We start from the raw sequence: 25,305 nt of genomic DNA, 5'->3' as shown, positions 1-25,305 counted from the left end.
GATCTCATAGCGACCGCTCCTTCTGATGGCAGGAGGTCGCGGCACGTGATGTATGGGTCATCTGCAGGAACAAACGAGACTGAAGGGCGCGCATGGTTCCGCTGCCGATAGCCAGGCAACGGGTTTCAGTCTCAGATATCGAATCCGCCAGCTGTGACCGGCTTGGCCTCAAGGAGCCTGCGCTCCCGAAGCAAGTCCAGAATACGGGTCACGCACTGGTCTACGGACAGTTCATAGGTCGGTATGGTGAGATCGGGAGCAGAGGGTTCCTCATAGGTGCCGGTGACGCCGGGGAAGTTTTTCAGATCACCCACCTGCGCCTTCACGTACAGCCCCTGCTGATCGCGGTTGCGGCAGATGTCGAGTGGTGCTGAGACGAATATCTCGATAAAGTTGCCGCCGGCAATCCTTCTGGCGCTTTCACGGCCGGCACGGGTGGGTGCCAGTGCCACCAGCAGCGTGATGAACCCCGCCTGGCCGAGTCCCGCGGCCAGCTTCGCTGAATCTGCCAGCGACTGATCCAGGTTTGAGTAGTTTCCGTCGCCGTCTATCGCCAGCACGGCACGGCCCATATCGAACAGACGCCGCTCGAGCGCTTTGGCGATGCTGCGCTTTCCCGAGCCGGCATAGCCGGTAAGCAGGACCGTCACCGGCTGCTGGCCGAAACGGGCCGCCCGCTCTTCGGACGTCACGGGTACGATGCCGCTCCGTGCCCGGTCGGGACCAGTGTCGAGCCGTGCGCCCCCCGAATACGGATCGCCGATCTCCGGGTCCAGGATCATTCCGGCCCCCACGGTAACGTTGGTCAGCCGGTCAATGATGATGAAGGCGCCAGTTGTGCGGTTCTTTGCGTAGGGATCCCAGGCAATGGGATCGCTGAAGGTGACGCCGCACCGGCCAATCTCGTTCAGCGAGAGGGTGGAGCCCTGCTGCCGTTCCATCGTGTTCACATCTACACGGTAATGGAGCGTATTGATGATGGCATTGGTAATCCGGGTCGTATGCTTGGCTGCATACTGGCGTCCGGGGACCATCGGTTCGTCTGCCATCCAGACGAGCATCGCATCGACGTCATGTCCGGCATGCGGAATACTTGTGGGGTGGGCGAGCATGTCGCCACGGCTCACGTCGATTTCCGTCTCCAGAGTGATGACCGGTGCCTGGCCTGCAAATGCCTCGGAAAGCGGTCCGTCATAGGTCGTGATCGCCCGGATCCGCGAGGTCTTTCGTGAAGGCAGGGCGACGATGTCGTCACCCGGCTTCACGATACCCGACGCAATTGTTCCCGCGAATCCGCGGAAGTCGAGGTTCGGACGAATCACATACTGAACCGGGAAGCGCAGGTTCTTCAGGTCGGTACTGTCTGAAACCGGTACCGTTTCAAGATACTCCATCAGCACCGGTCCGTCGTACCAGGGAGTATTCCGGCTCCGCTCGACCACGTTATCGCCCTTGAGTGCCGACAGCGGAAGGAATGCGATGTCCTTCATCCCCAGTTTGCCGGAAAAGGCCAGATAGTTCGCCCGGATTCTGTCGAATATCTCTCGGGAATATTCCACTGCATCCATCTTGTTGATAGCGACGGCGATGTGGCGGATTCCCAGCAGCGCGGCGATGAAACTGTGCCGGAGCGTCTGCGTGGCGATGCCGTTGCGGGCATCGATCAGGATGATGGCAAGATCGCAGGTGGAGGCACCCGTCACCATATTCCGGGTGTACTGCTCGTGTCCCGGAGTATCGGCAATGATGAACTTGCGTTTCGCGGTGGAAAAATACCGGTAGGCGACGTCAATGGTAATTCCCTGTTCGCGCTCGGCCTTGAGCCCATCCACCAGAAGCGAGAGGTCCAGTTCGCCGCCCGCTGAACCGCCCTTCTGGGAATCCCGGTGAATGGCCTGGAGCTGATCCTCGTAGATCATCCGTGTGTCGTGAAGCAGGCGGCCGATCAGCGTGCTCTTGCCGTCATCCACCGACCCGCAGGTGAGGAAGCGCAGGAGCTCCTTGCGCTCATGCTCGGCCAGATACGCCTCAATGTCCTTTTCGATGAGCTCTGACTGGTGGGACATCAGAAATATCCCTCCCGTTTCTTCTGCTCCATCGAGCCCTGCTCGTCGTAGTCAATCATGCGTCCCTGGCGTTCGGACTGCTTGGCCAGCAGCATTTCCTGGATGATGGCAGGCAGGGTGTCGGCCTCTGACTCGATGGCACCGGAGAGAGGATAGCAGCCCAACGTACGGAACCTGACTTTCTTCATGACCGGCTTTTCTCCCGGCAGGAACCGGAACCGGTCATCATCCACCATGATGAGGTTGCCTTCGCGCTCGACCACCGGCCGCATGGCGGCAAAATAGAGCGGCACGATCGGTATATTTTCCAGGTACACGTACTGCCAAACGTCCAGCTCGGTCCAGTTGGAAAGCGGGAAGACGCGGATGCTCTCCCCCTTGTTCACCTTCCCGTTGTAAAGTTTCCACAGCTCCGGCCGCTGGTTTTTGGGATCCCACCGGTGAAACCGGTCACGAAACGAATAGACCCGCTCCTTGGCGCGGGATTTCTCCTCGTCGCGGCGCGCACCGCCGAAGGCCGCGTTGTATCCGCCGGCGTTCAGTGCCTGAAGCAGCGACTCGGTTTTCATGATCTGGGTATGCTTCTGGCTGCCGTGGTCGAACGGATTGATGTTCTGGGCGACTCCTTCGGGGTTGATGTGGACACGCAGATCGAGTCCCAGCCGTTTGGCCGTCTCGTCCCGGAACCTGATCATGTCTCGGAATTTCCACCGGGTATCGACATGCAGCAGCGGAAACGGGAGTTTGCCCGGATGAAACGCCTTCAGCGCCAGATGCAGCATCACCGATGAATCCTTGCCAATCGAATACAGCATCACCGGGTTGTCGAACTCGGCGGCAACCTCGCGGATGATATGTATGCTCTCGGCTTCGAGCTGCTTTAAGTGGGTAAGCTGGTAGGGTTTCATCTCGGAGTTTTTCGGCACTGCCATCCGGCGGACAGCTGCCGGGCTCTTTCTACCGTGCCGGAAGCCCCGCGTCCACTTTCTGCACAGCCTCAGGGGGCAGGCGGAGTGTTGTCATTTCGCATCAGCCACACGGGAAAACCAAATAAATTCAACAAGTTACTGTTACCGGTAACTTTCAGCCATGTGGCGGGGCGATGCCAGTTCAGCTAGTTGGCAACTATCCAGTCGGCGATCTTTTTTGTTGCGCCCGGCACGCCGGTGAACAGTTCGGTTCCGTGGGCCGTCTGGCCGGGATAGATTTCCACTTTCACCCGGTTCTGTCCGGCGAACCGGTCGCGGATTTTCTGGGCGGTCGACAGGCTGTAGGTGTCGCCACTTGTGGCCAGCACCAGCAGGGGGCGGTTGCCCCAGCCATCCAGTGCGTCACCGATCCTAAGGCCGCGGTAATCCATGCCCGGCGAGAGCAAAACCGCCGCCCGGACCTGCCGGTCACCGGATGCGGCAATCACTGCCGCGTTGGCTCCGATCGAACCGCCTACAAAGGTGATGCTGCTGCGCGTGACCCCCTTCGATTCGATGAACTGGATTGCGGGTGCGACATCCTTGAGGATGCCGGGCCATGTGAGGTGATCAAACTCCCGGTAGTTAAGGACTGCTTCTGATCCCGCCTGCTTGACCGATTCACCGTGTCCCCGGAAGTCGATGGCAAACGACGATATTCCCTGCGCCAGCAGCTCTGCCGCGAGCGGTTCAAAATCCGCACGTGTCCTGCCCAGCATGTGCAGCAGAAGCGCCGTACGTTCACCGCCGCCTTCGGCGGCCCGCCAGGTGCCGCGCAAAAGCACCCCGTCGGTTGTACGGATCTGGATCTCCTCGGCATGGAGCGGAATCACCAGCACCGCCAGCAGCAGTGCGGCGGCAGTAACCAGTTTCAATGACCGGTGCATGATGGCTCACACCGCCTTGCGGCGGCGGTGGAACTGCTCTGCCTCGTGGCTCTGATTGACCGTGATCGCCGTCGTCTTGACGATCTCTTCTGGGGAAGCAATGCGCGGAATCCAGTTCACCGGACGGTTCAGGCCCACCAGGATCGGACCGATGGAATCGGCCGCACCCAGTTTGTGCACCAGCTTGTAGGCAATGTTCGCGGCCGAAAGCGACGGGAAGATCAGAACATTGGCCGGTTCCTTGAGCCGTGAGAACGGGAAGTATTCATGCAGCGTTTCGGCCGTGAGTGCCACGTCGGGCTGGAGTTCGCCGTCCACGATCAGGCTGGGGCACCGGGCCCGCACCAGTTCAACCGCCCGCTGCATCTTCTGGCTCATGGCATTGTTGACAGAGCCAAAGTTCGAGAACGAGAGCATTGCCACGCGCGGCGGGTCGATGCCCAGCATCGGCGCAACGCTAACCGTGATCTCTGTAATCTCGGCAAGCTGCTCGGGTGTCGGGTCCATGTTGACCAGCGCGTCGGAGAACAGCATCGACTGGCCCTTGTGGACCATCATGTAGACGCCTGCGGTAAGGGTGTGCGGTTCACGGATCCCGACGAGATCAATAGCCGTTTCGATCACTTCCGGGTAGTTCCGGGTGACACCGGCCACCATGCCATGTGCATCGCCTGTCCGCACCATCAATGCGCCATAGACAAGACGGCGGCGCACCCAGCGGCTTGCTTCCACTTCGGTCATGCCCCGCCGCTGGCGCAGTTCCCACAGTTCCTTCGTGTAGGCGTTGTGGGCCTCGCTTACCACGGGGTTGATGATGTCCACCTGCGCCGGATCGACTTCGTACCGTTCCAGGCCGGCCTCGATCAGCTTCTCCGGTCCAAGGAGAACCGGACGGCAGAACTTGTCCTCGACCAGTGCGGCAGCGGCGCGGAGAATGGAAGGATGGTCGCCCTCGGGGAAAACAATCTTGCGGAGCTCGGACTTGGCCTTCTTGAAGATCGGCCGCAGGATTACGCGCGATCGGTCCACGCGCTGGGCGAGCTGCTCGCGATAGGCGTCGACATCAGTCAGTGGAAGCCGGGCAACTCCCGTTTCGGTGGCTGCCTGCGCCACCGCCGGAGCAACCCAGGTGAGCACACGCGGATCGAATGGCTTGGGAATGAGATATTCCTTGCCGAACGAAAGACGCTTCACGTTGTAGGCAGCCAGCACGCTGTCCGGTACGTCTTCCTTGGCCAGTTCGGCGAGGGCCCGGACGGCGGCCAGCTTCATTTCCACGTTGATTGCCTTGGCACGGACGTCCAGCGCACCGCGGAAGATGAACGGGAAACCCAGCACGTTGTTTACCTGGTTCGGGTAGTCCGACCGGCCCGTAGCCATGATGACGTCGCTGCGGGCGGCGGTGGCGGATTCATAGGTGATTTCGGGATCAGGGTTCGCCATGGCGAACACGATTGGAGTCTTTGCCATCGCCCTGACCATGTCCTGGGTGACGAGATCCTTCACTGACACGCCGATAAATGCGTCGGCTCCCTCCATCGCCTCGGCGAGCGTCCGCTTGGACGTGTCGGCGGCGAACTCCTCCTTGTAGGGGTTCATTCCATCCGTGCGGCCCCGGTAAACCACGCCCTTGGTGTCCACCAGAAGCACGTTCTGTTTGGGAAGACCGAGCGAATGGTACAGCCGGGCCGTGGCAATGGCGGCGGCTCCGGCTCCCGAGAAGACGACGCGGGTATTCTTGATGTCGCGGCCTGTCAGTTCCAGTGCGTTCAGGAATGCGGCGGCAGAGATGATCGCGGTTCCATGCTGGTCGTCATGGAAGATCGGAATGTTCATTTTCTCGCTGAGCTGCCGCTCCACCTCGAAACATTCCGGGGCCTTGATATCTTCCAGGTTGATGCCGCCAAAGGTCGGTTCCAGCGCGCTGATGATCTTGACCATCTCGTCAACGGTGTCGGCCTTGATCTCGATATCGAATACGTCCACGTCGGCGAACCGCTTGAAGAGGACGCCCTTGCCTTCCATCACAGGCTTGCCGGCCAACGGGCCGATATTGCCGAGACCCAGCACGGCGGTCCCGTTGGAGATCACGGCTACCAGATTTCCCTTGGCCGTGTATTCATAGGCGAGGTCCGGGTTTCCCTCGATTTCAAGGCAGGGCTGCGCCACTCCCGGTGTGTAGGCGAGGGAAAGATCTCTCTGGGTGGTGCAGGGCTTGGTCGGGACAACTTCAATCTTCCCCTTGCGTCCGGAGGAGTGATATTCGAGGGCCTGGTTACGGATGCTCATGGATGCCTTCTCTGGTGAGGGGGCGATATTCCCAATTCAATGGATACCGCCGGTCGCGGTGGGAGATAGCAAACCCCCGGAGTCCGGCGCAAGGAGGGGTTTTCCCTCCCGGTTTGCGTCTCTTGACGGGACGTATCCGGGGGGTTCAAACAAGCGGGTCGTTCCGGTGCCAGGGCCTCTCCAGAGGGGAAGCAGGACCGGAAACGCCCAAAAAACGGGGAACTTTGCGAAAATGCTGGCTTTTGTGACAGGTGCAAACGGGCTTCTGGGATCAGCTCTGGTCAGGGCACTGAACCGCCGGGGTGTACGGGTGAAGGGGCTTGTCCGTCCGGGTTCGGACCGCTCGACGCTGGAGGGAACCCTGTGCGAAGTCATTGAGGGTGATCTTTCCACCATTGATGCTCTTCGCAAGGGGACCGAGGGAGCCGACTGGCTGTTTCACGCTGCAGGCACCACCGCCCGCTGGTACCCGGATCCTGAGGTTCATCGCCTCACAAATATCGTTGGTACGGCCAATGTCTTTCAGGTCGCCCGGCAGCACAGGGTGAAAAGGGCCGTTTACGTCGGCTCGCTGGCGGTGCCAAGGGGGGTACCTGGCGAGCTGTCGCGTACCAAGATGCGCGCCGCCGAGATCGCCTTCGAGAACATTAAGCATGGCATGCATGTGGTAACAGTTCATCCGGCCGTGATGGCTGGTCCTCGCGACGCCAAGCCTTCCCCGATGGGACAGGCAATTATTGACTATGTAAAGGGCGACCTCACCCGCTACCCGCGTGGCGGAACCGGTGTCATCGACGTGGAGGACTGCGCCGAGCACACGGTCCTGGCACTGGAGCGCGGACTCCCTGGCCACGAATATATCCTGTCGGCCGAATACCTCTCGACACAGGACATTTTCCAGATGATCGACTTTCTCATCAAGCGGCCGGTCTCTGGCCGTCCTGTTCCGCTTCTTGCTTCCAAAGCCTGCGCGGCCCTCGGCGAACTGGGGGCGAAGTTCTCCGGCAAGCCGCCGCGCTACAGCTGGTTCACCGAGCGTTACCTCAAGGCAAAACCGGGTTCGGTGAATGGGGGCGACGGGGATCGCCGCGTTCTGCGCCTGCCCGATCCCAGTCCGCCTGAGGTATTTTTCCTCAAGGCCATCAACTGGTTCAGCGAGAAGGGCATGCTCCAGAAGCAGGTCCGGCAGTACTGACCGCAGGGCTCTCCCGTAACCTTTCTGGCGCCAAACTGCCCAGTGCAGTCCTGTTTCCTATAAACAGGCTCCCAGGAACATCACGCACTTTCTCACCTTGATGGTTTTGGTGGTGGCCGTGGTGCTCTGGCACATGAAGGTGCTGGCATCGTTGAACCAGCATCCGGTGGAGGTTCCCTCCACGGTGATCTTGAGCTGGGCGTTTCCCCAGAGCTGCTGTTTCGGCACAAAGGCTTCCATCCGGCCGAGCGATGGATTGTGGGCCCACTTGATCTCGATCTCGGGATTTGAGCCGTAGGTTGTCTTGAGCTTCTGCGGCGTGCCGGGAATCTTCTGGGCATAGGCCCGGTGGCGGAAAGTAGGACGGGTGGCTCCGGTATTGGTGACGATAGACAGGTCTTCGCCATTCCACCGGTCTTTCAGTGCCGGATCCCAGCCGGGCGTGTAGTTCCAGTAGGCACCGGAAGCGAAGTAATCGTCCAGCTTCGTGTAGTTGAGATCGACATAGGCCAGTCCGTTCGTGGCGTTTGCTCCGATGCCAAACTCGCCCACGAACAGCGGGACGTTCCACTCCTGGGCCTTCTGGTTCATGGTTGAGTAGCCCATGTCGGCGGCCCAGGTAATGCCGCTCCAGTAGTTGCTGACGAGGGCGAGCCCTTCGTAGAAGTGCGGAGCGTAGGCAAAGTTTCCGAACGAGGGCTTGGGAAGCGTGGTCTGCAGGCCGCCGTTGGTGGTGACGTGGCCCTCGATAAACAGTATGGCCGTGGGGTCGATTGAGCGGATGATGGCGGCGGCATCTTCATAGAGCGGGAGCAGTTCGGCCGCTTCCCAGCCCCAGGGCTCATTTAGCAGGTCGTAGCCAATCACTCCGGGATTGGAGACGAAAGCGGGGACGATCCGGTTCCACACCATCAGGTAGCGTGTGCGGACGCCATGAGTGTCGGCGTAGAAGTGCGACCAGCTTGTGTGCATGCCGGGGTCAAGGGTCATCATCACGCCCCAGTTATGGCAGGCGCCGCCGCTGTTGTCGGGAGCGGCCGGAGTCACTTCCGGCGGCAGGGCCCATCCGGGGAAACCGTCACCGCATCCGGAGACGCTGTACCGGGAAAACCCGTCCTGGTGGAAATCGACGATGGTGTAGATGCCGCGTTGCCAGGCTGCATTGGCGATCTGGACCAGCAGGCCCAGGTATTCGTCGTTGTACTGGCCAGGAAACGGTTCGTAGGCTTCCCAGTTGAAGAGCAGGCGGATGGCGTTGTAGCCCCACGCCTTCAGCGGATCGAGCTTCGACATGTCGGTAAACGGAACGAACGGCGGCACTTTGGAGTTGCCCGCCACGTTGATGCCCCGGAGTATCACGGTTCGTCCGTCGGCGGCCTTGAAGTGGCGGCCCTCGGCACGCAGTTCCGGAGAGGCCACAGCAGGTGCCGCCAGCGGCCCGACGAGCATCAGGGCGGTAAAAACAGGGACAAACAGGGTGATCAGGCGGTTACTCATGGCGAACCTCTTTTCGATGGGCTGGTTTAGGTAACGCCAAGGGGAATACAGGCTTTGTGCCAACAACGTATATTTCAAAAATATATAGTAATAACAGCCAGTTATAGTTTATCCAGATTTTGCGTTTAATAAGTTGAAGAGGCGGAACAGAGGGGATTATGGCATTTTACCATGCCGAACTTATGCAAGTCGTGGCGGTCCGCCATGGGCGGTTTCAGGATGACGCAACGGGTTATTTACTCTTTCCGGCGTTACTGGTTTTGGCGTCGGGGTCTTGGGTCTGTTCGTACTGCTTGAGACGGCGGTAGAGGGTCGTCACGTCGATACCAAGTTGCCGGGCCGCTTCAGCCCGGACGCCGCCGCATTGCTCCAGTACGTAGTAAAGGTACCGGCGCTCCAGTTCGGCCAGTTCCGGCCGTCCGGTCACGAGATGAACCGGGGCATCGGTCAGGTCGGCTGCACCGCCTTCCGTAGCCGCCGTCGCACTGGCCGAAACCGGTGCACTCATCGATGGCGGCAGGTCAGCGGCAGTAATGAGATCGGTTTCAGTCAGCGCGACAGCCCGCTCGATTACATTTTCGAGTTCGCGGATGTTTCCCGGCCACGGATGGACGGTCAGGGCAGTGAGGGCCTTACGTGAGATACCCTGAACGGGTTTCCGCTGCCGCTCGGCGTGTTTGCGCAGGAAGTGCCCGGCGAGCAGCGGTATATCATCGGCCCGCTGGCGGAGGGGCGGAACGTCAATGCGGATCACATTCAGCCGGAAAAAGAGATCCTGCCGGAACCTTGCTTCGCGCTGGAGTTTATCGAGATCACGATGGGTGGCTGCCACGATGCGCACATCCACATTGATGGATTCTGCCGATCCTACCCGCTGGATTGTCCGTTCCTGGAGCACGCGCAGCAGTTTGACCTGAAGGGCAGGGCTTGCCTCGCCGATTTCGTCAAGGAACAGCGTGCCGCCGCCAGACAGTTCAAACAGCCCGGCCCGGTCCCGGTCGGCGCCAGTGAAGGCGCCACGGATGTGGCCAAACAGCTCGCTCTCCAGAAGAGGTTCCGGAAGCGCCGCGACATTGACGGCGAGAAACGGCTTCCCGGATCTCGGGCTCAGGCGGTGGAGTTCCTGGGCGATAAGTTCCTTGCCGGTGCCGGTTTCGCCGGTGATCAGCACGGTTGTTTCCGTGGCGGCCACGCGGCCGACCAGGGCGGTCAGTTCCTGGATGGCGGCCGACGTGCCCACGATCCGCGACACGGGGGTGCCGGTGCCCAGTTCATGCCGGAGTGAGCGGATCTCCTCGCGCAGAAGCCGCTGGTTTTCCTCGGCCAGTTCCCGCTCCCGTTCCCGTCCCAGGAATATCTCCTCGTTCAGGCGATTGACGTTGGCCAGTTCGCCCTCCAGCAGCCGGTGGGTGGCGACGAACTCCTCGAACAGGCCGGTTGCGGCGGCCAGCATGAGCCCGGCAACGACCAGCTCCATCGGAGCGGTGAAGGAGACAAGTCCGGCGAGATTCAGAAGATTCACCAGCATGAGACTGCCCGGCAGCAGGGCGGCAAATGCGACCGGTTTCAGCCGTCCGACGCCGCCGGGAAACAGTCCGTGATGGCGGCGGGCCTCGACTAACCAGTAACTGGCGCCGATGGAAATGCCCGCCGCCGCATAGATGAAATGGACCCAGTAAAACGGGCCCGGAACCGGATGTCGGTGAACACCGAGCCGGTTCCATTCAACCGATTCGTTGCCGAGCATCAGCGCGGAAGGAACGAAAGCCAGCAGGAACGCTGCGGCCCCCCATGCCCAGTAGAGGGCCTGCCTCGCCGGACGTCCCACCACCGCCCGGACAAGACCGAGCCACAGGGGAATAATGGTAATCGTGCAGGCAGTAACGAGCTGGGACCATTTGGCGAGTGAGGCATCGTTGCTGGCCGTTCGCATGCCGGCATAGCCCGCCATCTGGATAGCAAGGACAAGGGTTAATAATGCCAGTGCGCCATTTGGCGCACGCCTCACGCCACTCCAGGCGAGAAAGCCGAACATCACCGTCAGTATCAGGCATAAGGCCGCCGCCGCCGCAGAAACAGCCAGATTGCTGCCGGTACTCAGCTCCACGGGAACAGCTCCTCACAGAAGTTGACACCGGTACGATGACACACCGGGCGGTCCGCCGGAAGGCACGGCAATGGGCAGGAATGAACCGGGTTCGGGCACTAAGCCGCGATCTTCAGCCGCCCGCCTTCAATCCGCTGCATGACGACCGCGCCCACAGTATCGCCCATGACATTGGTGGAGGTGCGGAACATGTCCAGAAAGGCATCTACGGCGAAGATGTAGACAAGATAGTATTCGGGCAGGCCGACTACTCCGGCGACAAGTACCATCGTAATGAGTCCTGCGTCAGGAACGGCGGCCGCTCCCACGCTGGCCAGCACCGCTGCCAGGAAGATGAGCAGGAGGGCAAGCGGTTCCAGGGTGATGCCCACGTCCGGCATGCCGCCGAACATCTGGATGAGAAAGATGATGGCGACACCTTCATAGAGTGCGGTCCCGTCCATGTTGAGTGTCGCTCCGACGGGCAGGACGAATTCTGTCACCTTGCGCGATATGCCCAGGTTTTCCTCGGCGCACCGGAGCGTTACGGGCAGTGTTGCCGCCGATGAGCGGGTGGAAAAAGCGATGAGCCATGCTTCCCGGATTCCCCTCAGAAGCCGTAGGGGGCTCATCCGGCCTGCGTATTTGCAGATGAGCAGCAGGATGATGACATGCACGCCGATGCCGCCGATCACTGTCACGATGTAGCCGGCGAGTGAATGGAACACGTCCGGCCCCTGCTGTGCGAGCAGACCGGCCATGAGCGCGAATACCGCCACAGGTGAAAAGGCCATGATCCAGATGGTGAGTTTCAGGACCACGGTATTCAGGGCACGGAAGAACTGCACGGCCGGTTCGGCCTCGCGACCCACGGCAAGACAGCTCACGCCCAGAAGCAGCGCGAAGAAGATGATACCCAGTGACGATCCGGAGGCGAGAGCCCGGAACGGGTTCTGGATCATTTCGTCGAGAATATCTCCCACGAATCCGGCCGGTGTGCGTTTCCGTTCCTGTATCCGGTGATAACGGGCTGCGGTATCCGCATCGTGGACCGCTGCGGAAGCCTCCCCTGCCAGTTCTGCCTGCCGTGCTGCGGTGATCTTCCGGGATGCTTCCCACTTGCCCGGCTGAATCGTGGTAACCGCCACAATGCCGATGAAAACGGCGATGGAGGTCGTCGCCAGGTAGTATGCGAAAGTTTTCCATCCAAGATCGCCCAGATCGCGGGCGGAGGGCAGGCTCGTCACCCCCGCCACGATGGTGGCAAAGATGAGCGGGGGCACAAGCATCTTGAGGGCACCGATAAAAAGGGTTTTCCCCACCAGGTCCAGTGTCCAGACCGTATGACGGAAGAGGGCGGCCTCACGGTCAACTCCCCAGAGCAAGAGTCCCAGGATGGCTCCAAGCGCCATACCGGTGAAAATCCAGATGTGCAGGCGTTCGCGCACGGCTCGCTTTGGTGCAGGCTCCAGAATCAGTGTTCTGGCTACCTTACCGGATGCGGAGCCATGCGGAAAGCGCAGGGTTGCGACTCGTCCCAGCGACTGACTGCTTGAACCGGAATGACGCACATGTCAGCCTCTGGGCCCGAGCATGGAGATCAGGAATGCCGGTCAGTAGTGCCGATCTGGAAAATTACATTGAGCGGGTTTCCGCGAGGGTGCGGGATCCCCGGGTGGGGCTGTTTGGGCCCGGCTCAATGGTGTGGGAGATCAACTGCGAGGTGAGCAACATCCTGGCCGGTGGCCGGGCACTGCTCCTGCAGACGGCACACCCGTATGTTGCTCACGGTGTTGACCAGCACTCAAATACCACCGCCGATCCGCACGGCCGGTTCAAGCGGACGTACCAGAACATCGCTGCCGTGGTATTTGGAGATCTGGACGCTGCCATTCGCGCATCCCGCCGGGTACATGCGCTTCATGACACGATCACCGGGAAAATAACCGAAGCTGTCGGCCGTTACCGGCCGGGTGACGCCTATGAGGCCAACGTGGAACCGGCCCTCCTGTGGGTGCATGCTACACTGTGGGAGAGCGCAGTTTTCGTATTCGAGCAGACGGTCCGGACGCTGACGCTCGCCGAGAAAGACCGGTTCTGGGATGAAGGCAGGCTGTTCGCCTACATGTTTGGCATTTCCGACTCGACGCTGCCGCCCGACTGGACGCAGTTCATGGAATACTGCCACCGGATGTGGGAGTCTGACGAACTGGCGGTCGGCAAACCGGCCCGTGAAATTGCCGCCTGGGCACTGACGCCGCCTGTTCCGGCCCTTGCACCGGCAATGTGGCTCTACAAGATCGTGACGGCCGGGCTTCTGCCGCCCCGGTTCCGCGACGAATTCGGATTCCGGTGGAGTGCGGCGGACCGGACGATTTTCCGCACGTTCATGTCGGGCGTTCGCACACTGTATCCCCTGACCCCCAAAGGGTGGCGTTATGTACCAGCATATGTGGATGCCCAGCGCCGTATTCAGGGGCTTGAGGGCCGGGATCCGCTGGCGGCGTACCGGGAAGGAATCCTGATGCGGCTTCTTGAGGCCAGAGGAAAGCGGGAGCAGACCGCGGCACACTGAAGTGTCGCTATCTGCGTGATTGCGAAAGCCTTATAAATTGGCCGGTTCGTGATGTTCAGGTAAGCCGCCGAAAACCCGAGAGTCTTTCTATCCCCGTTTCGGTATCGGCAACAAGCCTGCGAATGATCTCGGCTGTTGGCAAGATTTTATGAATCAGCCCGGCACCGGCACCCGCAGTATAGTTCCCCTTGGTGCCTTCAGAGTCTGACGGAATCCGGGCCATTCCCTGTCCCTGGATCATCATGAAATCCATCGGCTTCTTCCCGGGGGCATCCTGGCTATCCAGTTCCATGAAAAAGTCGTTCCGGATCAGGCGGGTAGGAGATGACTTGCGGCAGGCAACACCTGTTGCGGCATCGCCAGCACCTACAAGGACTTTTTTCCAGTTTGGATGAGCCGGCGCCTCATCGGTCGCTATAAATAGCGTTCCGAACTGTGCGCCAACAGCTCCGAGCGCCAAGGCGGCCAGAAGCCCGCGCCCGTCGGCAAGTCCCCCGGCGGCAACTACTGGGATTTTAACAGCATCCACGACCTGCGGGATCAGGGAAATCGTGGGGATTTCATCCGGACTGACTTTTCCCCCAGAATCGACTCCTTCAGCTACGACGACATCAACTCCAGCCGCTTCCGCCTTGAGGGCTGTTCTTACGGAAGAGACCACGTGCAAAACAGTTATACCCTTGTCCTTCAGCGCCTTGGTGAACTTTTCAGGACTTCCGGCTGCCGTAGTGACAATTTTTACCTCGGTGGACAGCAGCGCATCCACGATTTTTGGAACTTCTGGATGAAAGATGGGCAGGTTGACGGAAAACGGTTTCTGCGTCCGCTCCTTCAGTTTCAGGATTTCCCGCTTGGTTCCTTCAGCACCAAAAGTGGCCGCAGAAATGGTCCCCAGTCCCCCTGCTTCGGATACCGCTGCTGACAGAACACCGTCAGATACTCCCATCATGCCGCCCAGGATGATCGGGTGTTCGATGCCAAGCAGCTCACAGAGCTGGGTTCGGACTGCCATTGCTGATTCTCCGCCGCGTAATGCACGGGCGCGGAGCAAACTAGCTGGCGGAAAGTGCTGATGAAAGCAGATCGGAGTGCGAGACAGGGCTCTCAGCCCACGACAGCAGCAAGATCTACCAGACAAGACAAACCGGCCGCTTTTTGCAGTTCCTGTTAGTAATGTTCTTCCTCATTGCCGCCTTCCATTATTGCCGCTATATTTGCGCCCGGTGGCTTGGTTTCTCGAAACATTCCGGCGCATGAGGATTGCCAAGGGTGCCTTGGCCGTTGTGCTCGCCATTTTTGTCGGTTTCCTGCCAATGTTTGTGCCAGGGCTGATGGTTTGTGTCCATGCAGACGGACATGTCCATCTTGAACTGGCGAGTGTTCCGGTTTCACCAGAAGCAGGGAAGGTAACCGCAACCGGGATGGTGAAATGCAACGGTGCCATGTCAACGGCCGATTGCACAGATATCCTTTTGGAACGGGCCGAAGCGTTTTCCAGCCATGTCAGCCATGACATGGCGGATCGTTTCCCGGCCGCACCTGTGATGCCCCGGCTGATGGTCAGATTAACGGATCTGCCCATACTACAGGATATCAAAGGGGCCCGGACCGAATCCGTATTGCCTCCAGGCAACCATGTCCTCTCGAGAACCATAGTTATTCTCGTCTGAAATCTTCCGTGAACTGAAATCGTGGCTGCATGACGGTTGCAGCTGTTGGCATCCTGTTCAGCGGAGTTTCACATGAAAAACCAGTTTGTCCCGTCAGCCCTCTTGCTGGCTGCACAGTTCCTTGTTGCATTACCGCCTGCAGTCCGGGCCCAGTCTCTTCCACCACTCTCTTTCGAAGCAGCATGGGAACGGGTTCTGCGAAACCATCCGACGATTGAGGCAGCCGAGCATGGGATCCGGGCAGCAGAAGCCCGTGAGCGTCAGGCTGCACTGATGCCCAATCCCGAGGTTTCGGTCGAAGTCGAGAATGTGCTGGGCAGCAGCCCGATGTCTCGTCTCAGGGAGGCTGAAACAACATTCCAGTATTCACAGGCGCTGGAGATATGGGGCAGCCGGGACAGGCGCACCAGAGCCGCCGCTCTCGAAACGGAAATCATTCGCAGGGAGCGCGAAGCCGGCCTTGCCGAACTTCTGTATGACACCCGGCGGGGGTTTATCAGTGTGGCGGCCGCAGAGGAGCGGCTGGCACTTGTCGAGCAGCAGGTGCAGGCCATCGAAAGGTCGGTGCAGGCGGCCAGCAGGCGGGTGACTGCCGGGCGGAGTTCTCCGGTGGAACTGCTCCGCTTGCAGGTCGCGCTGGCGGGTAGCCGCATCGCCCTCGAGAGCGCCCGGAAGACTCTGGATGGGACGAGACAGTCCCTTGCACTCCTGTGGGGAGGAACTGAACCGGACTTCAGCCGTACGGAAGGAACGTTTGCCGAGATCCCCAGATTGCCTGATTTTGCTGCGATTGCCGGCCAGCTTGAAAATACTGCGGGACTGCGGAGGGCAGATGCCGAGAGTTCGGCCATCAGCGGGCAGATCGAACTGGAAGCTGTCCGGTGGAAACCGGTTCCATCGGGCAGCATCGGCATCCGCCATCTGAACGGACCCAATGCCGTGGCGCTGGTCGGGGGAATAGCCTTTCCCCTGCCAGTTCTGAACCGTAATCAGGAATCGATCAGGGCCCTTCGGGAAACCCTCCTGCAGACCGAGGCTGCCAGAAACGCGCTGCGAATCAGCCTGCTTCAGGAGCTCAGGCGCTGGTGGACGGAGGCAACCATCGCCCACGGTGAGGCGGAAACGATCCGGGCCCAGGCCTTGCCGCAGGTCGCATCGGCACTGGAGGAAAGCCGCCGGAGGTACGAGACCGGCGCGGGCAGCTACATGGAACTGCTCGACACGAACCAGACATGGTTCGATCTCCACAGCCGGTACCTTGATGCACTGACAAGCTGCCATCTGGCTATTGCCGCACTTGAGCGGCCGTTCACGGGTGGTATTTCTGCAGGGAGCGCCCATCCATGAACATTCGCACCGCCGCTGCTTTTCTGGCGATTCCCATTTTCTTGTCGGCATGTCATCGGCACGATGATCCGCATGGACATGGTCCGGGGGCTTCTTTGGCGGCCCCTTCCGGAGAACATCAGCATATCGTCAGGCTTGCGCCCGGCGAACTGGAGCGACAGGGAATCGAAATCCGCGAGGCCGGCCCTCTGGTCATTCAGAATGAACTCATGCTGGCCGGTGAAATCCGTCTGAACGAGGACAGGCTTGCCCGTATCCGGCCACGGTATGCCGGAATCGTGAAGTCTGTTAATCGCCGGCCGGGCGACCAGGTGCAGGCTGGCGATATACTGGCCACGGTTGAAAGCAGCGAAGGACTGACTGTCTATCCGCTGAAGGCAATGATTAGCGGAAGCGTGATCGAAAGGCATGTTTCACCGGGAGACACGGTGGACACCACTGCCGAGGCGTTTATTGTTGCAGACCTGACCACTGTCTGGGCTGACTTCAGTGTGTTTCAAAATGCCCTGAGCGATGTCAGGACCGGACAGAAAGTAACGGTGGCACCCTGGGGAACAGGAGATCCCGTCGCAGCCGAAATCGTTTTCGTAACTCCAGTAATGGTTCGCAGCAGCCGAACGGCCACGGCACGAACCGTACTCCCCAACTCTGGAATGAGGTGGAAGCCCGGCATGTTTGTGACTGGCCGGGTTGTGACCGGGCTGCACAATTCTGCCATAGGTGTCCCCGTGACCGCCCTGCAGACGGTGGCGGGCGAAACCGGTCTTTTCGTTACTGACGGAGTCAGTGACGGGCTTGAATTTCGCCTGGTCCGGCTGGGTGCCAGGTCGTCAGATGCGGTCGAGGTGATTTCCGGCCTTTTCGTGGGTGAACGGTACGCCGCTACCGGCACCTTCATCCTGAAAGCCGAGCTTCTCAAGAGTGAAGCCGAGCATGATCACTGAAGCCGGAGAAGAATTGCGATGCTGAAAGCCCTTCTCGACTTTTCTATCCGGCGACGCAGGCTTGTTGTCGTGCTGACGCTGGCGGCAGCCGGTATTGGCGTCTGGTCGCTCAATCATCTGCCGATCGACGCGGTGCCCGACATCACGAATAACCAGGTAACGATCAATACCATCTATCCGGATCTGTCGGTGCTTGAGATCGAATCACAGGTGACTTTCCCCGTGGAAATGTCCCTTGCTGGCATACCAGGACTCGAAAGCACCCGTTCCCTGTCACGGAATGGCTTTTCCCAGGTGACGGCCGTGTTCCGGGATGACGTGGATGTCTATTTCGCGCGGCAGCAGGCGGCTGAGCGGCTGATCTGGGCGCGGGACCGGCTCCCTCCCGGTGCCGTGCCGCGCATGGGGCCGGTATCAACCGGACTGGGCGAAATCTACATGTGGGCTGTGGATTTTACGCATCCAGGGGGAAAGGGGGCCACGGTCCGGGATGGAGAACCCGGCTGGCAGTCTGATGGCAGCTATTTATCTCCTGAAGGGGACTATCTGAAGACCCCGGTCGAGCAGATCACCTACCTCAGGACCGTTCAGGACTGGATCATCGCCCCACAGCTCAGGATGGTGGAAGGCGTCGCCGGGGTCGATTCGATCGGCGGGTATGTCAAGCAGTACCACGTTCAGCCGGATCCGGTGAAGTTGGCCGCTCTGGGGCTTTCACTGGAAGATGTCGTGCGCGCACTGGAACGGAACAACGTAAGCACTGGTGCCGGCTATATAGAACGGCATGGAGAAGCCTGGAGTGTCCGGGCTTCGGGACGTATCGGGCATATTGACGAAATTGGTGAAATTCCCGTGCAGACCCGGAACGGGATACCTGTCCGCATCCGTGATGTCGCCATAACGGTCTTGGGCACGGAGCTTCGCACTGGCAGTGCCAGCGATAATGGTCATGAAGCAGTCGTCGGCACGGCACTGATGCTGGTTGGAGCCAACAGCCGGGAGGTCGCCCGGGCGGTTGACCTCAGGATGCAGGAGGTCCGGAAATCGCTGCCGCCCGGCATCGAGGCCAGAACTGTCCTGAACCGGACGCGGCTCGTCGAGGCCACTATAAAAACTGTCCGTGGCAATCTGACCGAAGGCGCCATCCTTGTCATTGTAATCCTGTTCGTCATGCTCGGAAACCTGCGGGCAGCGATCATCTGCGCGCTTGCCATACCACTCTCCATGCTGATGGCGGCAACCGGCATGGTCCGGGCTGGAATTAGCGGCAACCTGATGAGCCTGGGTGCCATCGACTTTGGCCTCGTCGTGGATGGTGCGGTCATCATCGTCGAGAACTGCGTGCGGCGACTGGCGCTCCGCCAGCATGAACTGGGACGCCCCCTGACTCTGGAAGAGCGGCTGGAGACCGTATTTGACGCCAGCCGGCAGGTTAGATCGGCAACAGCATTCGGCGAGGCGATCATCATTACTGTGTACCTTCCGATGCTGGCGCTAACCGGCGTCGAGGGAAAAATGTTTCACCCGATGGCGCTTACCGTCATCTTCGCGCTGGTTTCGGCGTTTATCCTGTCGCTCACATTCGTTCCTGCCATGGTGGCGCTCATCGTACGCGGTCACGTCGAGGAAAAGGAAAACCGTATTACCGCTGCAGCGCGGCGTATTTACCAGCCAGTGCTCCAGTGGGCGCTGCAGCACCGGTGGCCCGTCCTGCTGCTGGCGGCCGGGATTTTTGCGCTGTCGGTATTCGGATTTAGCCGGCTGGGTCAGGAGTTCGTTCCGGTGCTCGACGAAAAGGACATGGCCATACATGCCATGCGTATCCCGGCAACCAGCCTCTCCCAGTCGACACAGATGCAGCTGGAAGTCGAAAGGACGCTTTCCCGCTTTCCTGAAGTCGCATTTGTCTTTTCCAAGACCGGGACTGCGGAAATGGCAGGGGATCCGATGCCGCCGAATGTGTCTGATACCTTTGTGATTCTGAAAGACCGTCATGAATGGCCGGACCCCGGCGAAACCAAGGAACAGCTCCGGGAACGGATGGAGAGGGCCCTAGAGCAGCTTCCTGGCAACAGTTATGAATTTACACAGCCCATTCAGATGCGGTTCAACGAGCTCATCGCGGGTATCCGTGCCGATGTGGCGGTCAAGATATATGGAGACGATCCTGAGCGAATGACAGCAGCCGCTGGCCGGATTGCCAGGATTCTTCACGACATACCGGGTGCGGCGGATGTGAAGGTGGAACAAACAGCAGGGCTGCCGATGCTGACGGTCAGGCCAGACCGTGAGCGGGCTGCCCGGCACGGCATTTCAGTGGCTGATATCCAGGAAAATGTCTCGGTAGCCGTTGGCGGCAAATCGGCTGGCGTGTTTTTTGAAGGTGACCGCCGGTTTGATCTGGTCGTCCGGCTTCCGGAAGCTGTCCGGACCGATCCCGAAATGCTGAAAATCCTTCCGCTGGCACGGCCGGACGGATTGGCGGGGTTCATTCCCTTGTCGGAAGTCGCCTCGCTGGATCTGGCCGAAGGTCCGAACCAGATCAGCCGGGAAAATGGCAAGCGCCGTGTGGTGGTCCAGGCCAATGTCCGGGGCCGCGACATAGCCTCGTTCGTCGCCGAGGCCCAAAAACGGATTGAAGCCGGAGCGATTGTACCTTCCGGCTACTGGCTGGACTGGGGTGGACAGTTTGAAAACCTTCAAAAGGCACAGGAGCGGCTGCTGATCGTTGTACCGGTCTGCTTTGCGCTGATTTTCCTTCTGCTTTATTCGACCTTCGGGTCGGCGGGGCAGGCGATCCTGGTATTCTCGGCCGTACCATTCGCCCTTTCCGGCGGTGTGGCTTCCCTTTGGCTCCGGGGGATGCCGTTTTCGATCTCGGCAGCAGTGGGATTCATTGCCTTGTCGGGAGTCGCCGTACTCAACGGCCTTGTCATGGTGACGTTCATCAATCAGTTGCGGGAAGCGGGCAAATCCGTGGCTGAGGCAGTCGAGGAGGGCGCGCTGACGCGGCTGAGACCGGTCTTGATGACGGCCCTCGTCGCTGCTTTTGGTTTTGTCCCTATGGCACTTGCGACCGGTACGGGCGCAGAAGTACAAAGGCCCATCGCCACAGTGGTCGTGGGTGGGATTATCAGCTCGACTTTGCTCACGCTGGTGGTTTTGCCGGTGCTCTACCGGATTACGGCACGGGAAAACACGTAGGCAAAACCCGGATGAAGACAGCCGGAGTTTTCGCCGCTGCTATGGGGGCTTTTCCCGTTTGTGGATGGAGCGCGAGACGGGGGTCGAACCCGCGACATCAAGCTTGGGAAGCTTGCACTCTACCAACTGAGTTACTCGCGCCCGGTAGACCCCCTCAAGATAGACCGGGCACGGGCATTGTCAACCGGGGTGCCATACCGGAACCGGTCTGTATCCGTTATGATATTGCCCGGCGTGGCGGCCTGTGTTTGAATGACCGCTGAGTCATTTCCTTTTGCGGGATGGGGCGGACACGTGGAAACCTCGCAGGCACTTCGCAATATTTCCCTTTTTCGCGATCTGACAGATGCCGAGATTTCACGAGTGGCTTCCCTGTGTGAGCGCCGTACAGGCCCGGCGGGAACGGTAATCCTTGAGGAATCGGTTCACGGTCCCGGTCTGTTCTGCCTGGTTGTTGGCCGAGCGGCGGTCCTCAAGCGGCACGGCTCGGCGGCTTCGAAGCTCTCCCAGCTCCAGCCGGGAGATCACTTCGGCGAGATGAGCCTGTTCACTGACCGGCCAACAAGCGCATCGATCCGGGCGGAAGACGAAATCATCTGTCTGTTCATCGCAAAGGAAAAATTCCGCCAGTTACTTGATACTGACACGGTGCTGGCGAAAAAGGTTCTTTGGGTGTTTGTCCAGTCGCTGTCGGGCCGTCTCGCGGAATCCGACCGGAAGTTCGCCCAGATCCTGCGCCGGGAGGCCCAGGCGAGCGCGTTCCGACATCTTGCTGGCGTAGGCTGGATGCAGGCCCGGATTGTCTTCTCGTATCTGTTGGTCTGGTTCCGGAAGAAGATTGGCATCGGCCCTTCGTCAGAGGCCATGTCCCGAATACATCGCCGTAATGCACTCCGGTTCAAGGAGACGGCGTTCCGTCTGAAGGGCGTCAACATCAAGATGGGCCAGATCGCCAGCATGCAGGCTCATATCCTGCCCAAGGAGTTCATCGAGGAGTTCCGGGCGATGCGCGATGCCGTGACGCCGACGCCGTATCCGCTCATTGCGAGCCAGATTCAGGGGGAATTCGGTGTCGGCCCGTTGGAACTGTTCGCCGAGTTCGATCCTGTCCCGATTGCAGCAGCCTCCATGGGCCAGGTTCACGCTGCCCGGCTCGCGACTGGAGAGAAAGTCGCCGTGAAAATACTTCACCCGGGGCTGGAGCGCAGCGTCGAGATCGACCTTGGGCTTCAGCGAATGCTCATCAATGCGCTCGCCCGGTTCGTCAAGAAGTTCGATCTCCGTCAGCTCATGGTCGAGATGGAAGACCCGCTCCGTAAGGAGATGGACCTGCAGCACGAGGCGCGGGCGACCGAAGAGATCGCGAAGGAGATGATGCCGCTCGGCATCAGGATTCCCCGTGTCTACTGGCGTTATACTTCCCGCCGCATGCTCACGCTCGAGTTTATCGATGGCTGCAAGATCGATGATTTCGCCCGGCTGGACGAGTGGAATATAGACCGGCGCAAGCTGATGACCGACTACCTTCGCTCATTCCTGCGGCAGGCATTCGAAGGGGGGTTCTTCCACGCCGATCCCCACCCGGCGAATGTCCTCTGCACCAGGGATGGCCAGCTCTGCCTGCTCGACTTCGGCATGGTGAAGCGGCTCCCGGACCGCGTAAGGGACGGCTTGTACAAGGAGATACTGGGCGGGTTCTTCAATAATCCGAAGCTCTATGCCGACAGCATTATTGAACGGGGTATCGTGGCTGAAACAGACCGGGATAAGCTTGAAGCCTTCGCCAGGAGGACATTCGCCGACGAAAAGATGCGTGCAATGATTTTTGATCATGACTTCTCGAATGATAACGATGCCATGCGGATGTTCGGTGCCATGGCAGATCTTCTAAACGAGCTTGAGACATTCAGGATGCCGCAGGATCAACTCATGCTTATGCGGGCGCTCAGCATCGTTACGGACGTTGCAAAGGAAGTGCTCCCATCCGTCTCGCCGAGCCAGATCGCGCTGCCGATTATGATGCCGCAGCTCTCTGATTTCCTGAAGAAGAATCCACAGTATGCGATGACAGCTGCGGTGCCGTGAACCTTCCACCTCAGCCGGTATTATTAACATCCACCTGCAGGAGAGCTAGACAGGGCCGGAGGCCCTAATGTCCCTTCGCGTCCTCGACAGCAATCACGTGCAGGAGGTTGATGATTTTGGTTCCGTCACGGGATTCCAGATAGACGAAACGCTCGCCGCGATTCAGGAAGTCGAGCGTCCGGTCATGACCCGAGGGCATTGTCACGACAAGATCTCCGCGAAGTTTGGAACCGCTGTCCATGATGAGCAGTGCCTGGCGGTGAATGGCGAAATCGGTATCGCGGTCTGCATCGCTGGCGAGATCCGGCTCGGTGAGTTCCACCATCTCGATATGACGCTTGTTCAGCAGGATCGGAGTATTGTGCAAATGGCTGAACAGCGGGACCATTTCGCCAGACCCATTGAGCAGATCCTTGACGCGTTCGGCTCCGTGGTGCTGTTCGGCCTGCGCCGCGAGAAGAAAATCTCCCTTATGGGCGTTTCCATTGGTAAGCCGAACCATTACCGGCACTGATCGCTTGGCTACCTGGTATTCACCGCCTTCACTCATGAGAGTCCCTCCCGCCCACATCATAGTCGCTTTGGCGGACCGGAAAAACTGGCTTTCCGGAAGGACAAGGCCCCTCGCCCTGAGGGAGAGGGGCCCCCGGCCAGCACAGATGGACGCTTCAGCTACTTACGGTCATGCGCAGGCCTTGTGAAGCTGGGGGCGTCCGCCGCGTGCGGATTGCGTAAGCCGGCCTTTCAGGTTCGGACTGACCTCGGCCCCCGCGATGGCAGCCAGCTTTTCCAGATCGTGGATCACAAACTGGTTGCGGCCAGAGGTGATGAACCCGGCGTTCCGCCAAGACGAAAGCATGCGGATCCCGGTTTCAACGGCGCAACCGACCATGTCGGCCAGTTCCTGGCAGGTGAATATCTTGGGTACCGTAATCCCCCGGGGAGATGCCTCCCCGTGCCATTCGGCCTGACGGAGCAGCATGCGGGCGATCCGGCCATCCACGCCAAGGCCGGACTGCAGCTGCCACTCGCTCGTCGAGCGCATCCGGCGCCCCAGTTCAGCCAGGAAGTTCTTCTGAAGCTCCGGGGACTGGGCGAGCAGGGCCTGGAAGGTGCTTGCTGGCATGGCGAGCAGTTCTGTCTGACTGCCGGCGATCGCTGTCACGAGGTGGTTTCCGCCGTCGGTGAAAGCGGCCGCGCCCACGGTTTCCCCGGGCCGGAGGATCTCGAACAGGACACCGTAGCCGGTGAGCGTCTCGCGAACGGTGCGAACCCATCCACGGCGGACGACATAAAACGCTGCCGGTTGCTGGCCCTCGGTGAAGATACGTGCTCCGCGGCGAAACCCTACAGTCCGCAGGCTCGAGGCCACTGCGCGCAAGATGCTGTCCGGCAACCCCTGGAAGATGGGAACGGTCTTCAGGAACTCGTCGCTGGCAGCGGCTGCAGGCCGTGTGGCGGTTGCCGTGACGGGCCGGAGATAGCTGGGGCGGGAACTGGAGTGTGTGATCGTCTGGGTCTGCATGAGGGTGTTACCTTTCCTTTGTTGGTGAACTTCGGGATTTGAACTTTTTCTGTTGTTGCTATGCGGCAGCCTGAAGCTGTGCCGAATCGAAGGATGAGCAGACGGCGAGCCGGTCCGGAGTTCCCAGATCGCTCCATCCGCAAGAGGGGACGTGAACTACGCGCAGGCTGCTGACCACCCGCTGGAGCACCTGCTTCGAGAAGCAGGCATCACCAATGAGTTCGTAAATGCCATCCACAATGCGCGGGCCATCTGCGTCGTGGCGGTAACGGCTGGCCACCATCATTGACTGGAGGAGTCCGGGCAGCGCTTGTGCATAGATATGGAGCAGGGAGTCCGCCCGCACGGTGAACATGAAACTGTTCCAGACCGCGCCTCCATTGAAGAGTCTTTCGGCGGTGGTGGCGTCAGGCTTTTCCACGAAACAGTCCACTGCTTCGGCGGTTTTCTGGGCTGAAGCACCTGCCGGGCGCGGGACGATCCAGCCATATTCCGTGTTGGCATGCTCTGGCTGGATGCCAAGGAGCACGAGGCTGCCGTCGCGAGCCTCTTCTGCTGCCAGCTCCAGCGATTCTTCGACAACACCCTCATCGGCCACATAATGATCGGAGGGGAGCACCATCAGGGTCGCCTCGGGATCCCGGCGGAGGATGTCGAGCACCGGGAGCAGAAGCCCCGGAGCCGTGCCGCGGTTCCTGGGTTGTGCGATGACGTTTTCCGGCGGGAGCGCGTCAAGATCGGTTTTCCACCATCGGCTGTGGTGACGGGCTACGACGGCGACTGTGCGGTCTTCGGGCACATGCCGTCCAGCCCGGTCGAGGGCCCACTGGATCATCGGTGCCCGGCCATCGAAGGGGTAGTACTGCTTGGGGACGGGCTGGCCGTTGCGGGTCAGTTGCATGGACTGGAGCCGGGTGCCGTCTCCTCCAGCCAGTATCAGGGCCCACAGGTGCTTGCTGGTGCTCAC

At 60.1% G+C, this 25,305-nt stretch carries 18 protein-coding genes and 1 tRNA gene; 7 read left to right on the top strand and 12 right to left on the bottom strand.

What is annotated here, in order from left to right; translation table 11 throughout:
* Positions 1-131: 131 nt before the first annotated feature.
* The 4 genes from cysN to KIT79_00815 form a co-directional block, all read right to left on the bottom strand.
* Positions 132-2,066, bottom strand: a complete 1,935-nt coding sequence (gene cysN, locus KIT79_00830) for a sulfate adenylyltransferase subunit CysN (GenBank protein ID MCW5827834.1) — start codon at positions 2,064-2,066, stop codon at positions 132-134.
* Complete coding sequence (cysD, locus tag KIT79_00825) at positions 2,066-2,998, bottom strand: sulfate adenylyltransferase subunit CysD (GenBank protein ID MCW5827833.1); 933 nt, start codon at positions 2,996-2,998, stop codon at positions 2,066-2,068. The genes cysN and cysD overlap by 1 nt, the downstream gene beginning before the upstream one ends.
* 182 nt (positions 2,999-3,180) lie before the next feature.
* Positions 3,181-3,921: an alpha/beta fold hydrolase gene (locus KIT79_00820; GenBank protein ID MCW5827832.1), complete on the bottom strand. Its 741-nt coding sequence runs from the start codon at positions 3,919-3,921 to the stop codon at positions 3,181-3,183.
* 6 nt (positions 3,922-3,927) lie between these two features.
* Complete coding sequence (locus KIT79_00815; GenBank protein ID MCW5827831.1) at positions 3,928-6,210, bottom strand: NADP-dependent malic enzyme; 2,283 nt, start codon at positions 6,208-6,210, stop codon at positions 3,928-3,930.
* 232 nt (positions 6,211-6,442) lie between these two features.
* Here KIT79_00815 and KIT79_00810 point away from each other — a divergent pair, with 232 nt between their 5' ends.
* Entirely contained in the window at positions 6,443-7,405 is a 963-nt protein-coding gene (locus KIT79_00810) for an NAD-dependent epimerase/dehydratase family protein (protein ID MCW5827830.1), read from the top strand.
* 57 nt (positions 7,406-7,462) lie between these two features.
* Here KIT79_00810 and KIT79_00805 read toward each other — a convergent pair whose 3' ends face one another.
* The 3 genes from KIT79_00805 to KIT79_00795 all read right to left on the bottom strand — a co-directional run bounded on the left by KIT79_00805 (position 7,463) and on the right by KIT79_00795 (position 12,436).
* A complete protein-coding gene (locus KIT79_00805; GenBank protein MCW5827829.1) occupies positions 7,463-8,902 on the bottom strand; it encodes a cellulase family glycosylhydrolase in 1,440 nt (479 codons plus the stop codon).
* Between the two features lie 232 nt (positions 8,903-9,134).
* Complete coding sequence (locus KIT79_00800; GenBank protein ID MCW5827828.1) at positions 9,135-11,009, bottom strand: sigma 54-interacting transcriptional regulator; 1,875 nt, start codon at positions 11,007-11,009, stop codon at positions 9,135-9,137.
* 98 nt (positions 11,010-11,107) lie between these two features.
* The gene (locus KIT79_00795) at positions 11,108-12,436 is read right to left on the bottom strand and encodes a dicarboxylate/amino acid:cation symporter (protein MCW5827827.1); all 1,329 of its coding nucleotides are present in this window, start codon (positions 12,434-12,436) and stop codon (positions 11,108-11,110) included.
* Positions 12,437-12,594: 158 nt separating this feature from the next.
* Between KIT79_00795 and KIT79_00790 the strand changes: the two genes are divergently transcribed.
* A complete protein-coding gene (locus KIT79_00790) occupies positions 12,595-13,563 on the top strand; it encodes a DUF2236 domain-containing protein (GenBank protein ID MCW5827826.1) in 969 nt (322 codons plus the stop codon).
* A gap of 55 nt (positions 13,564-13,618) precedes the next feature.
* On the opposite strand, the gene KIT79_00785 is transcribed toward KIT79_00790, so the two are convergent.
* Positions 13,619-14,575, bottom strand: a complete 957-nt coding sequence (locus tag KIT79_00785; GenBank protein ID MCW5827825.1) for a nitronate monooxygenase — start codon at positions 14,573-14,575, stop codon at positions 13,619-13,621.
* 241 nt (positions 14,576-14,816) lie between these two features.
* Here KIT79_00785 and KIT79_00780 point away from each other — a divergent pair, with 241 nt between their 5' ends.
* From KIT79_00780 to KIT79_00765, 4 genes are all read left to right on the top strand, one after another.
* Positions 14,817-15,233 (top strand): hypothetical protein, encoded by a 417-nt coding sequence (locus KIT79_00780; GenBank protein ID MCW5827824.1) that lies wholly within the window; start codon positions 14,817-14,819, stop codon positions 15,231-15,233.
* A gap of 72 nt (positions 15,234-15,305) precedes the next feature.
* Positions 15,306-16,580 carry a TolC family protein gene (locus KIT79_00775; GenBank protein MCW5827823.1) on the top strand — a complete coding sequence of 425 codons (1,275 nt, stop codon included), beginning with the start codon at positions 15,306-15,308 and terminating at the stop codon, positions 16,578-16,580.
* On the top strand, positions 16,577-17,524 hold the full coding sequence (locus KIT79_00770; protein ID MCW5827822.1) for an efflux RND transporter periplasmic adaptor subunit: 948 nt from the start codon (positions 16,577-16,579) through the stop codon (positions 17,522-17,524). Before KIT79_00775 ends, KIT79_00770 begins: the two co-directional genes overlap by 4 nt.
* Positions 17,525-17,542: 18 nt before the next feature.
* On the top strand, positions 17,543-20,728 hold the full coding sequence (locus KIT79_00765; GenBank protein ID MCW5827821.1) for a CusA/CzcA family heavy metal efflux RND transporter: 3,186 nt from the start codon (positions 17,543-17,545) through the stop codon (positions 20,726-20,728).
* A gap of 65 nt (positions 20,729-20,793) precedes the next feature.
* On the opposite strand, the gene KIT79_00760 is transcribed toward KIT79_00765, so the two are convergent.
* Positions 20,794-20,869, bottom strand: a tRNA-Gly gene (locus KIT79_00760).
* 153 nt (positions 20,870-21,022) lie between these two features.
* Between KIT79_00760 and KIT79_00755 the strand changes: the two genes are divergently transcribed.
* Positions 21,023-22,813, top strand: coding sequence for a cyclic nucleotide-binding domain-containing protein (locus KIT79_00755; GenBank protein MCW5827820.1), 1,791 nt, complete (start codon positions 21,023-21,025; stop codon positions 22,811-22,813).
* Positions 22,814-22,877: 64 nt separating this feature from the next.
* On the opposite strand, the gene KIT79_00750 is transcribed toward KIT79_00755, so the two are convergent.
* From KIT79_00750 to KIT79_00740, 3 genes are all read right to left on the bottom strand, one after another.
* Positions 22,878-23,363, bottom strand: a complete 486-nt coding sequence (locus tag KIT79_00750) for a hypothetical protein (GenBank protein ID MCW5827819.1) — start codon at positions 23,361-23,363, stop codon at positions 22,878-22,880.
* Positions 23,364-23,495: 132 nt separating this feature from the next.
* The gene (locus KIT79_00745; protein ID MCW5827818.1) at positions 23,496-24,338 is read right to left on the bottom strand and encodes a Crp/Fnr family transcriptional regulator; all 843 of its coding nucleotides are present in this window, start codon (positions 24,336-24,338) and stop codon (positions 23,496-23,498) included.
* A gap of 58 nt (positions 24,339-24,396) precedes the next feature.
* A complete protein-coding gene (locus KIT79_00740; protein MCW5827817.1) occupies positions 24,397-25,305 on the bottom strand; it encodes an NTP transferase domain-containing protein in 909 nt (302 codons plus the stop codon).

The organism is Deltaproteobacteria bacterium, assembly GCA_026129095.1.
Classification (GTDB): Bacteria; JAGRBM01; JAGRBM01; order JAGRBM01; family JAHCIT01; genus JAHCIT01.
The sequence above is the reverse complement of the archived record's forward strand: the minus strand, read 5'-3'. Positions and strand labels throughout refer to the sequence as shown.